This is a genomic window from Lishizhenia sp. (assembly GCF_057456495.1).
On the sequence record NZ_JBVCPV010000085.1, the window covers coordinates 1 to 11,766 of the forward strand.

10 protein-coding genes are annotated in these 11,766 nt (G+C 37.5%); 3 read left to right on the top strand and 7 right to left on the bottom strand.

Going from position 1 to position 11,766, the window contains the following annotated elements; genetic code table 11:
* Positions 1-13: 13 nt before the first annotated feature.
* Genes AC22ZQ_RS07685 through AC22ZQ_RS07710 form a run of 6 tightly spaced genes read right to left on the bottom strand, consistent with a single transcriptional unit; the run spans position 14 to position 4,910 of the window.
* Positions 14-244 carry a glycosyltransferase gene (locus tag AC22ZQ_RS07685; protein ID WP_318958198.1) on the bottom strand — a complete coding sequence of 77 codons (231 nt, stop codon included), beginning with the start codon at positions 242-244 and terminating at the stop codon, positions 14-16.
* Complete coding sequence (locus AC22ZQ_RS07690) at positions 241-1,167, bottom strand: glycosyltransferase family 2 protein (RefSeq protein WP_318958199.1); 927 nt, start codon at positions 1,165-1,167, stop codon at positions 241-243. The genes AC22ZQ_RS07685 and AC22ZQ_RS07690 overlap by 4 nt, the downstream gene beginning before the upstream one ends.
* Positions 1,164-1,772: an acetyltransferase gene (locus AC22ZQ_RS07695; protein ID WP_318958200.1), complete on the bottom strand. Its 609-nt coding sequence runs from the start codon at positions 1,770-1,772 to the stop codon at positions 1,164-1,166. The genes AC22ZQ_RS07690 and AC22ZQ_RS07695 overlap by 4 nt, the downstream gene beginning before the upstream one ends.
* A complete protein-coding gene (locus AC22ZQ_RS07700) occupies positions 1,763-2,839 on the bottom strand; it encodes a DegT/DnrJ/EryC1/StrS family aminotransferase (protein ID WP_318958201.1) in 1,077 nt (358 codons plus the stop codon). Before AC22ZQ_RS07700 ends, AC22ZQ_RS07695 begins: the two co-directional genes overlap by 10 nt.
* Complete coding sequence (locus AC22ZQ_RS07705; RefSeq protein WP_318958202.1) at positions 2,840-4,009, bottom strand: ABC transporter ATP-binding protein; 1,170 nt, start codon at positions 4,007-4,009, stop codon at positions 2,840-2,842.
* Positions 3,999-4,910: an ABC transporter permease gene (locus AC22ZQ_RS07710; RefSeq protein ID WP_318958203.1), complete on the bottom strand. Its 912-nt coding sequence runs from the start codon at positions 4,908-4,910 to the stop codon at positions 3,999-4,001. The genes AC22ZQ_RS07705 and AC22ZQ_RS07710 overlap by 11 nt, the downstream gene beginning before the upstream one ends.
* Before the next feature lie 181 nt (positions 4,911-5,091).
* Between AC22ZQ_RS07710 and AC22ZQ_RS07715 the strand changes: the two genes are divergently transcribed.
* The 3 genes from AC22ZQ_RS07715 to AC22ZQ_RS07725 all read left to right on the top strand — a co-directional run bounded on the left by AC22ZQ_RS07715 (position 5,092) and on the right by AC22ZQ_RS07725 (position 9,433).
* Positions 5,092-6,975 carry a T9SS type B sorting domain-containing protein gene (locus AC22ZQ_RS07715; RefSeq protein ID WP_318958204.1) on the top strand — a complete coding sequence of 628 codons (1,884 nt, stop codon included), beginning with the start codon at positions 5,092-5,094 and terminating at the stop codon, positions 6,973-6,975.
* Between the two features lie 433 nt (positions 6,976-7,408).
* On the top strand, positions 7,409-8,749 hold the full coding sequence (gene rseP / locus AC22ZQ_RS07720; protein ID WP_318958205.1) for an RIP metalloprotease RseP: 1,341 nt from the start codon (positions 7,409-7,411) through the stop codon (positions 8,747-8,749).
* 123 nt (positions 8,750-8,872) lie between these two features.
* On the top strand, positions 8,873-9,433 hold the full coding sequence (locus AC22ZQ_RS07725) for a hypothetical protein (RefSeq protein ID WP_318958206.1): 561 nt from the start codon (positions 8,873-8,875) through the stop codon (positions 9,431-9,433).
* Positions 9,434-9,675: 242 nt separating this feature from the next.
* On the opposite strand, the gene AC22ZQ_RS07730 is transcribed toward AC22ZQ_RS07725, so the two are convergent.
* Positions 9,676-11,766 (bottom strand): zinc-dependent metalloprotease (locus AC22ZQ_RS07730; protein WP_318958207.1); only part of this gene is annotated, 2,091 nt, incomplete at its 5' end.

An 11,766-nucleotide genomic window follows, 5' to 3' on the forward strand; every position in this document is an offset into this window, starting at 1 on the left:
CAGAAATAGCTTTCTAAAACCCAAGATTGTTCGCGGCTCCAAACCCTAGTTTATTCTCATATTTAATAAATTCTACTGAAGTAAAATTTGACTCAATATAAGCGACAGTACCGTCACTTGAAGCATTATCCACAACTAAAATATCATTTGGGTAACTGGAATTTTCAAGACTAATCAGGCATTTCTCTATCCAATTATTACGCATACCATTATAGGTTACTATGATGCTTAATATTTTCTTCACTTTTTAAAAATTTTATCTTTTAATGTTCTTAAAAGAACCTTCAAAGAGATATTTTTAGATAAATACTCTGGATTATTTAAAAGGTAAAACTCTCGTTCATTTACTCTACTTTTTAACCCTTTAATTTTTTCATTTAATCTATTTCTTAGTAAAACTGAATTATTCTCATTTATCCAATCACAAGAAATTAACAATGAAAACATCTCTAATTGAATCAAATCTTTATTCAAATTATCCAGAGCAGAAAACACTCCTACATCCTTTCTATAAACGGACATTGATTGATTTAGTTTTACAGCGTAACCTCCATTTGACAATAAAAACAAATAAAGAGGATAATCTCCTACTAGGGATTTTGAGAATGCCAAATATGGTTTAAAATCTCTAGGCCGCCTAAACATGACCGACGGAGTATGTATACAGTTCCCATATTCTAATAAATCGCCTATAGTGATTTTATTCTTTCCTATCTTTTGATAAGTAGGCTTTGCCATATAGTCTTCAACCAACTCACCATTTTTCTCCAAAACCTTTAACTCATGGAAACAAATCACACAGTCATCATTCTCCTCCAAAAAATCAACCTGCTTTTGCAACTTTAAGGGATCCGTCCAATAATCATCCCCTTCGCACAAAGCAATATACTTGCCTTTACATTGGTTCAAAGCCCAAATGAAATTCGGCATCATTCCTTTATTTTCAGTATGTCTGGTATAACTAATGATTACCTCACCTTTATAGGTATCTAGTATTTCTTGAATAACTTTTTGACTGTTGTCTGGAGAACAGTCTTCCGCAAGAATCAACTCTACTTTAAAATTGGTTTCCTGCATTAATACACCGTGAATTGCTTCCGCTATAAAATGCTCATGATTATAAGTTATCATGCATACTGAAACTGTGATATCCGCTGAATTATTCATTTTGCAGGGTTCCCTTTTAATACTTTTTTTTCAAAAACAGATTTCGTCACAACAGAACCTGCTCCTATCACAACATCATCTGCAATCTTCAATTTTGGTAAAACAGTCGCATTTGCACCACAACTTACCTTATCACCAAACTCAACTTGCCCTAATAACACCGCCCCTGGAGAAAGTTCGCAGAAATCCCCCACTTTACAATCATGTGTTATTTGTACATTATGATAGATCAATACTCCTTTCCCTATCTCTACGCCATTGGCTAATGTTGCATGATGAAGAATTGTAGCCCCTACACCTATGGTTACAGCTTCCTTACCAATCACACATTTTTCACTAACAACACTCGTCAACGCACCACCAAAACGGGTAAACTTCAACGCCAATTTCTCTCGAAGAATTGGATTTCCTATTCCCAAACTAAATTGAGAGCCCTTTTCTTTAAACCACTTTTGGACCTCATCTTCATTCCTTAAAACTGAACATCCAAACAAACAGGTTATTGCATTAACATCATCGTAAAAAGCTATTTCGTCCTTAGAATATTTCTCTAGAACCACATCAAACAATTCTCTAGCAAATCCTCCAGCTCCAACTATAAGCATGCTTCTATGATTTTTGAAATTTGTTGTTGATCAATAGGTGAAATACTTTCCCACAAAGGCAAACACATTACCCTTTTGGAGATTTCCTGAGCAACGGAACAGTTATTTGCAACCACATAATCTAACTCCTCCAAACAAGGATAAAAATACCTTCTGGGGTAAATATTTTCTGTATTTAGCGCTTTCTGTACCTTTAGTAACTCCTCCTCACTCTTAAAAACGACAGGATAATAATGATAGTTGGGTGAAGTGCCTGCTCTTAATTTTATTTTTTGCAAATCCCTTCCTTCAAGAAGTTCGTCATAAATGGCTACTGCTTTTTTACGACCTTCAGAAATCTCAATAATATGATCAAAAACTGCCAAGCCCATCGCGGCCTGTAATTCACTCATCTTCGCATTGATTCCCAAGCCGTGGAAGGCTTCTTGACCTTTATGTCCAAAATTATGGTGATAGAAAAGTTTGTCTTGTAACTCCTGATCTTTGGTGAACCACGCTCCACCTTCTCCAGTATGAAAAATTTTAGTAGCGTGAAAACTACAGGTACTTACATCTCCATAATTGAATATACTTTGTCCCTTGTATTGCACCCCAAAACAATGGGCTCCGTCGTAAATCACTTTTAAGTTATGCTTATCTGCTATGCTTTGAATTGCTTCTACATGACATGCATTACCAAATACATGTGTCGCTAAAATTGCCGTAGTTTTTTCTGTAATAGCTTCCTCAATTTTACTTTCATCTAGGGTCCAATATTCGGGATCTATATCCACAAAAACTGGCGTACATCCCTCCCAAACAATGGATGATACCGAAGCAACATAAGAAAAAGGTGTTGTAATCACCTCTCCTTTTATCTCCAGGGTTTTCAGAGCAATTTGTAAAGGCAAGGTTCCGTTGGTTGTTAAAGTCATATGTTGTACTCCCAAATAGGCGCGTAGCTTCTCCTCCAATTCTTCAACGAGTTCACCACGATTGGTCAACCAATTATTCTCCCAAGCTTTTTTCAAATAGGCTTGATATTCCTCTTGTGGAGGTAAATATGTTTGGGTTACGTTTATCTTCATCTACAATTGCTTCATATCAATTTCATAAGGAACCCACATTTGTTCTCCATCATGTTGGGTAAACTGAACAGCATCATTGTGTCGTACCAAAGGAGTTCCTCCATCCGATAGTAATACATCTAAACTGTACTTGCCCTTTGTTAGTTTATCAAAAGAAAGTCGAACAACCATTTCCTCCACTCGTGTCATTTTTAGATCTAGCGAAAGTACTTTACCCGCTATAGGTCTTTGCTCTTTGTCTTTTAACTCAACATACAATTCCGGGTCAGTAATGACAAAATCATTCACCTCGTTTCTCAATGAAAAGGTCAATTCATGCGAAAAGGATGCATTCGAAATTTGTGCAAGAGAAAAATCTGTTAATACCAGCTTTTCATGCGCGAGCACAACGTTAGAATCATTCACCTTAAACTTATCATAATAAAGCCCAATACCCTTCGAAACATCTCTACCATTGTATTCAGCTACGCCGTGATCCATCAAGATAATGTGGTTACAAATGCGCGAGACCATGGGCATAGAATGAGATACAAAAATCACAGCTGTATGAGGCAACAATTTGTCGATTTGTTGGAAACATTTGAGTACAAAGCCCAAATCTCCTACTGCCAATACTTCATCAATGATCAATACATCAGGTTCTAAATGGGCGGCAATAGCAAAGCCCAATCGCACCCGCATTCCTGATGAATAATTCTGAACGGGAGAATCTATGAAAGCTTCGATTTCCGAAAAAGCGATAATCTCAGCTATTTTTGCATCTATCTCCGCTCTCGTAAATCCAAGGATAGCACCATTATTATAGATATTTTCTCTTCCGCTTAATATGGGGGTAAAGCCTGCGCCTAATTCTATCAACGCTCCTACTTTTCCTCTTATTGTAATCTTTCCCTCATCTGGATTAATCAATCCATTCAAGATTTTCAACATTGTACTTTTCCCCGCTCCATTGTGCCCTATCAAGCCCAAGCATTCTCCACGTCTAAGTTCAAAAGAAATGTTCTTTACCGCCCAAAACTCTTGTTTTCGAAGTGTGGAAGTGTTCTTTTTTGCCAAAGGATTGATAGCTCCAAAAGCGTCTTTTAATCCATAAACTAAACTGCGCTTTAGATTTTTACAGAATTTCTTTGAAACTCCCTCAACCCTTACCAATACATCCTTATCCTCCAATGCGTTCTGTAATTATAGGTATCGTAATTCTAAATACCACCAATGCTAAACAAAATACAATTATTGCTGCTATTCCTGTCATCAAATAGTAACTCATTTGTTCTAAAGGCAACCCCAGTAAAGCATTTCTGAAGTTCGAAATTAAAGGTGTTAAAGGGTTATAATAAACAAGCTTCCCAAAAAATCCCTCAGGTTTAGGCGTCATGAATACTACTGGACTCACATACATCAATACCTGCATCAAGGGTGTAAGAATTTTCCCAACATCGCCTATCAATAATCCAAGGGGTGTAATGAACAAGCCTATCGCTGTTCCTACCAAAAACAAGGCAAAAAGACTGACCGGAAAAAATAACATGCTCCCACCCATTTCAACGGGATAAATCAACATCAAGACAAGGAGAATAATCAACTTCACCAAAGTATTAAAACCTGTTTTGTATACACTCGAAGTAATTAAAGCTTCCTTTGGAAAATTAATTTTGGATAAAGTTGTACGCATGGATAGAACCATGTTCATAGGACCTAAAATGGACTCTGTAAGGATGGACCACGAAAGCGTACCTACAAATACAAAAAGTACATAATTCACATTCACCTCACCTAAATTAACGGTATTAGAACTTCGTAACAACACCCAAACCAAAGCTGTCGATAAGGGTAAAATCAAACTCCAAAGCAATCCTAAAAACGACTGTCTATATTGTGCTTTGATATCTCGCTTTGCCAATTGCAATGCCAAGAAATTAGATTTCCGCAAGGCACCTAAACCTTCGCGCAAAACACGCCAAAACGAAAGTTCTTTTTTACTTGAATATATTCTTGTGGGTAATGAGTCTGACATAAGCTGCAACAACTTACCCAAAGTTAAAAGAATATCCCTCCCGCCCTTCGTTTTCACCTGGTATTTTATTTAAGCGCCCAGGATTACTCGTTGAATGGAATTCATTGAACCATTTTCAACCATGCCAATAGATGCTTCAATAGGTTGTTAATTTGTTAAATACTTGATTCGTTGAAACCACTTTTCCACTTTTTTTGTACATTTATTCACTGTAAATCAATACCCTATATCACTACTCATGAAAAAATTTCTTTACATGCTACTCCTGCTGTCTGCTCTTCCGAGTTTTGGACAAAGTATTGCGGGTTATAATTTAGTAGATTGTATAGATTCTGTTATCGGACCATGTCCCTCCGTGGAATACGTAAAGGGATATCCCAACGACAGCACTTGGGTAAATTTCAACCCTAATTATTCGGTAACACTTTATTTCAACCAAGGATGGGTAGCTCACCTCGGAGATGAAATCATCTTTGAAACAAGCTTTCATCCCGACAATTGTATCATTGAACTTATTCTTGCCAACAACACCCTTTCTAACCAGCACCTTGTAGATACTACTGATTGGACCGCTCTTCCTGATGTTTATTGGAAATTTAGATATACCAACAACTGCTATTTGGGTGGGGTCACCTTGTCGGGTAGACATTATTTACCCTTGGATTTCACGACCGATTTTGGACTTTCCACTACAGATCATGTTATAGGCGCTAAAATCACCATGTTGAGCACTGTAGGCTACCCCGATGTTGCCGGTGTATATATTACAGAAAACGCGTTCCCTGCTCCCGACTGTAATCCACCTCAACTTTCAGACACAATTATCTGCTCAGGTAACACCTTAGAATTCGATGCAGGAATAGACGTTCCCAACGCAAATTTCTTGTGGAGTACCGGTGATACAGATTCAATACTTACTATTACCCAAGGTGGAACTTATACCGTCAGCATAACTTCAACCTATTGTGTTTTCAATGATACAATCATTGTAGATTCAATAGGAAATATAGCTTTTGATCTAGGAGTAGACACGCTTTTGTGTGGCGATTCTCTTTTTAATATTAGTTCAGGTTTAAACAACAACTACGATTTCCTGTGGTCTACCAACCAAATAACATCAAACATCACCGTAGATAGTACTGGACTTTATTGGCTCACGGCTGCTGATTCTTTGTGTAACAAAACCGATAGTATTCACATAACTTTCCAAGACCAACCCATGACTAACCTAGGAAACGACACTACTTTCTGTGATGAGCTCATCGGTTATTTGTACAATCAGTACGTTAACCAAGGTAGCAACACTTGGAGTGATGGCTCTAGCGCGGACACCTTAGCGGTTGAGTTACCGGGTGTCTACTGGTTAACCGTTACGAATGGAAATTGTACAGCTACCGACAGCATAGCGGTAAATTTTGCGGATTATCCAACCATAGATCTGGGCAGCGACACATCCATTTGTCCTGGCGATTTTATAAGTTATGACTTTACAAATATGGCACAAAACATTATGTGGTCAGATGGAACATCAGATTTTACAAATGCTTTTTATACAGATCAACAGATTTGGGTGTCTGCAGCCAACGAAAGCTGTGCCATACAAGACAGCATCAACCTCTGGATAACAGCGCCCATTGAATACAACCTCCCTCCCTATCAAGAAGTTTGTTTTGATGATCATTTAACACTCGAAGTTGAAGCAGAAGATGTGGATATCCAATGGCCAGACGGAAGCACAACTCCTAGCTTTGAAGTACAAACTGCGGGAACTTATACCGTAACACTTAGCAATTTGTGTGAAACCATCAATGTTTCAACAGACATCTTATTCATCGATTGTCAATGCCCCTTGTACGTTCCCAATTCCTTTACGCCAGACGACAATGATATCAACAACAGTTTTCAACCTAAAACCAACTGTAACCTCAATAATTACACCCTTACTATTTTCAACAGGTATGGAGAAATCCTCTTTCAAAGTCATGATTTCAACGCCTCTTGGGATGGAACTTACAAAGGTCAAGCCTGCAAAACAGACACCTATACCTATACACTCGAATACACCAATACGGTAACCAATAAAAAAGAATTTAAGACAGGACATGTCGTATTATTAAGGTAGGCTCCCCCCAATTAAAAATTGGGCCGGGCTATCCGCTACTACTCCACTCCCGAATGAATTCGGGATGCGGGGTAACCGCTACTATCCCTGGTAGTAAAAAATCAAAGCTCCAAACACTCCAACTAAGGTTCTCACGCAGAGCAGGGTGACAAATCCTTCCATTCGTTCAATCCTTCAAATCTTCAAATTACTTTCCCCAAACTTAGGTTCTCGAGCGGTAGCCGAGAGACAAACTATCAAACATTCAAATCTTAAACCCTAAATCTTTGAATCCTTGAATTGTTGAATCTGTAACCCCATCCATAATGTATCGTTTAAGTATGGATAAAGTAGGACCTCTACCATATTCAAGCAATACAAACTAAGCCCTTTCAAGCCTGAGCAATCTAATATAAATAGCTATATTTATCAGCTAAAATTAAAGGAGCATAACATGGACATTTTAATGAAAGCAGCGCAGTTAATTCTATCGCTTTCTATATTAATCGTTTTACACGAATTCGGTCACTTTATTCCAGCACGTTTATTTAAAATCCGTGTAGAGAAATTCTACCTTTTCTTTGATGCATGGTTCTCTTTATTCAAGAAAAAAATTGGAGATACTGAATGGGGGATAGGATGGTTACCTTTGGGTGGTTATGTAAAAATCGCCGGTATGGTAGACGAGTCTATGGACAAAGAACAATTAGCCAAACCTCCACAACCCGATGAATTCAGAGCCAAGCCAGCTTGGCAACGTTTAATCGTTATGGTAGGTGGAGTTACGGTAAACGTTATTGTCGGTTTCTTTATATACATCATGATCATCTTTGGTTATGGAGAATCAAAAATCACCAACGAAGGATTAACACACGGATTAAGCATTCACCCTGCGCTAGCAGAATTGAATTTAAATTTTAGAGATGGTGATAAAATCTTATCGGTTGAAGGCGAAGAGTTTTCTGGATTAAAAGCACTATTACCACAGATCTGGTTAAGAGGATACAGAGAATTAGAAGTTTTGCACGAAGATGGAACTACTGAAAAAATCACGCTACCGAATCAAGTAGAAGGTGAAGATTTAGACAGATGGATGTTCCAAAATGATGCCGTTCGATTGTTCACTCCTCGTGTACTAACCATTGTTGACACATTGTCTCCTGATGGAAATGCAATTAAATCTGACATTCAAAAAGGAGATCGATTGATTGCTATAAATGGAACCAATTACAATTTCTACAATGAATTCGCTCAAGAATTACGTTCTAGAAAAGATACTACAGTAGAAATCACTTTAATTCGTGAGGGTGATACATTAACAAAATCAGTAGCTACAGACACCAATGGCACGATTGGTTTTTACAATGATTTGGCTGGACAAATTAAAATTGAAACACAATCTTACAGCTTTGGAGAGTCTATCTCTAAAGGTATCGCAAAAGGTGGTTGGACCATGCACGATTACTTTGTTCAATTAAAATTCATTTTTACGAAAAAAGGTGCTTCAAGTATGGGTGGTTTCGGAACCATTGGTTCTCTTTTCCCTACCACTTGGGATTGGCAAGTATTCTGGGGAAATACAGCCTTCATTTCCTTTGTATTAGCGATAATGAACATACTACCTATTCCAGCTTTAGATGGTGGTCATGTCACCTTCCTTATTTATGAAATTATTACAGGTAGAGAGGCACCACAGAAAGTTCTAGAATATGCTCAACTTGTTGGTTTTGTTCTAATTCTGTCCTTGCTCATTTATGCAAATGGTAACGACATTTATAATTTTATTATCAAATAATTCTTTTCGAATAACAGTTAGAAAGGGGATGATCTTACGTCATCCCCTTTTATTTGCCCAATAACCTGGTGCAAAAGACAACTTTTTCCATTCTAATTCGTATTTTTCAAAAAAAATTCAATCATGAAAACTGTAAAATCACTTGTTTTAACGGCGTTAATAGGGGCCAGTGTTGTAGCGTGTAAAAAAGGAGAAGACGATCCATTTTTATCTTTAAGAGCTAGAGATTCCAGAATTTCTGGGGACTGGGTATTAGATTCTTACTCAACAAAGGATGTTTCTATCCTAACCTTTGATTTACAAGCTGACACCGTTCATTATGAAGCTTACGACTTCGATGGAGAAAATGAAATTTATTATTTCATAGATACTGCTTCTTCAGATTACCAATCAATTGAAGTAGATTACGCAATGACTATTGAAAAAGATGGTAGCTATACGACTACTACAGACTACACATACGGTCAGGAAATTAGCTCTGGTAACTGGTGGTGGACAAATGACGGGAAAAACAAAACCGGAATTACTTTCGATGACAATGAACATGCCTACGAGGTTAAAGAATTGAGAAACGATAAAATGGTGATCACACGTAATTTCTCTAGTGAAATTACAGTAGATTCATTACAATCTAATTTACTTCGTTCTTACACTGAAAAAAGAACTTACTCTAAAGTGAAATAATTCACTTTGCTTTCAATATTTGAAATGGTCAGCCTTTGGGTTGACCATTTTTTTTGCGTATAACCACAGATATACGTGAGAATTTATACACAACCACACCAACCCTCTACTCTATTTACAAACGCCGCAAACACCACCTAATTTCGCAATTCAACGTAAATACTCGTTTCTAAATTGCTCCAAAAAAGAAGGGACCTCCAAATGGAAGTCCCTCAACAATTATTTTATTCTTCTTGAATCGCTTATTTCACGATTAGCTTTTTGGTTTGCTGACTACCATCTGCTAAACTAACCCTAACCATATAAGTTCCGGCTGCTAATTTATCTGCTAATGTTATATTATTCTGACCAATCGTCGTATTAACATCTGTTTGTGTAATCACTTTACCAAGAATATCTACAACTGCAATTGACGCTTGTGTAGCTTCTGGAGTTGTAAAGTTTACATTAACCACTCCAGCACTTGGATTAGGATAAATAACGAAGTTTTCGATAATACTTTCTTCATTGATTGTCAAAATATCATTAGAAGGACTTCCGTCATACAAATTGATATCATCTATAAAGATGTTGTTTCCACCACCACTTTCGAAAGTGAATTTCACCCTAAAGTTCTCCGTCCAGAATTGACTCGTGATATTTGTTAAATGAACTGTTTCCCAATCATTTTGTCCTTGAGGAGTCCACGCTGTAGTACTAATATCTGTACCCAACTGAGACCCGAATAAAATCTTTCTTTGCGACCAGTTTTCTCCACAATCACTAGAGAAATAAACTCTTAAAACTTCATAATCTGCTGCGCTTCTTTTGCGGTATGCATATCTAAAAGTCATCGTAACACCAACATTTGGATCTACATTTGACAAATCAAAAGATTGAGAAATAAACTCATCAACAGAACCATCTGGTTGCGCGTAATTAAACAACATCGCCGAAGAATTATCTGTATAACCCGCAGAAGTTGTTCTTTGCCATTGCGCTGTACCACCGATGTTATTTCTTACCCAAAATTCAGAAGGGATTGTATTAGATACAAAAGATTCTAAGAAGGGAAGATTTGTAACTTTTGGCAATACTGTAATATAAGCTGATTTCGTTTCCGTATCTGTTACCGCTCCATCCGAAGCAGTTAAACTCACTTGATATGTACCCGGTGTATCATAAACAACTACTGGGTTTTGATCTGTAGAAGTCGCTGGTGTTGCACCAGGAAATGACCAATTCCATGATGTAGGTGCATCAAATGATAAATCTTGGAAACTTACTGCAGTCCCTGCACAAACCTCATTTGTACTCGTTTGGAAGTTCGCTTTACAGAATTGATCTGGATTATTCACTCCGGTTGCTACTAAGTTTGCAGCACTCCAAATGTTATTTCTTCCACCAACAGTTGAGTTCAAGGCAGCGTGCATTCTTGCTTTTTGTCCTACCGTAAACATTCTAGAACAGTACGAATACTCCATGTAGTTCTGAACGTTGTCTAGGTTATTATCACACGTTGTACCTTGTAAATTACAACTTGTCCAACCTAATGTAGAAGGCGTATCAGCCACTGCATCATCTATACCACAGTTACTTGCTTGACCAGGGTTATTAGAACCACCCCATAGGTGATCTAAATTTAACCAGTGTCCTACCTCATGCGTTAACGCTCTACTTAAAGAAGTAGAACCTGTACCTATAGAACCTACGTAATTAGAAAGAATGTGAATTCCATTATTCATGGTAGTTCCTGTTCCTCCCCAGTTACTTGGCTTATATGTATACCCTGCTGCTCCACCAATTTGTGCAGCTACATAAATGTTTAAGTATTCGTCTCCTGGCCAAACCCCATGTTCATTCACTACTGCCTGAATTCTATCGTAACCCGAAGCATTTGCGTCTGATGTTACTGAAGAAACCGTTCTAGTAATACCATTTGTACATTCTCCTGATGGATCAATGTTGGCCAATTTAAATTCGATTTCTATATCTGCAACTAAGTTTTTGAATGGCGTCACAACAACAGAAGTATCAGCATTCAACATTTGATAATCTCTATTCAAGATATCCAAAGCATCTAAAACTTGAGCATCAGATATATTTTCAGGACCACCGTTGTGTATCACGTGGAATACAACTGGAATGGTATAAGAAATTGTACGACTTTGATTAGTAGCAGAAATTTGGTTGTTCTGAATATACTGTTGAGTAAAATTCTCTAACTCCTGTCTAGACTCATTGTAACGCATTAATTCAGAGGGAGAGGCATTTTCTAGCATCACATCTGTTTCATGTACATGACCACACGGAACATTTCCTAACGGGTCTAACACTTCTTGAGATTGCCCCAA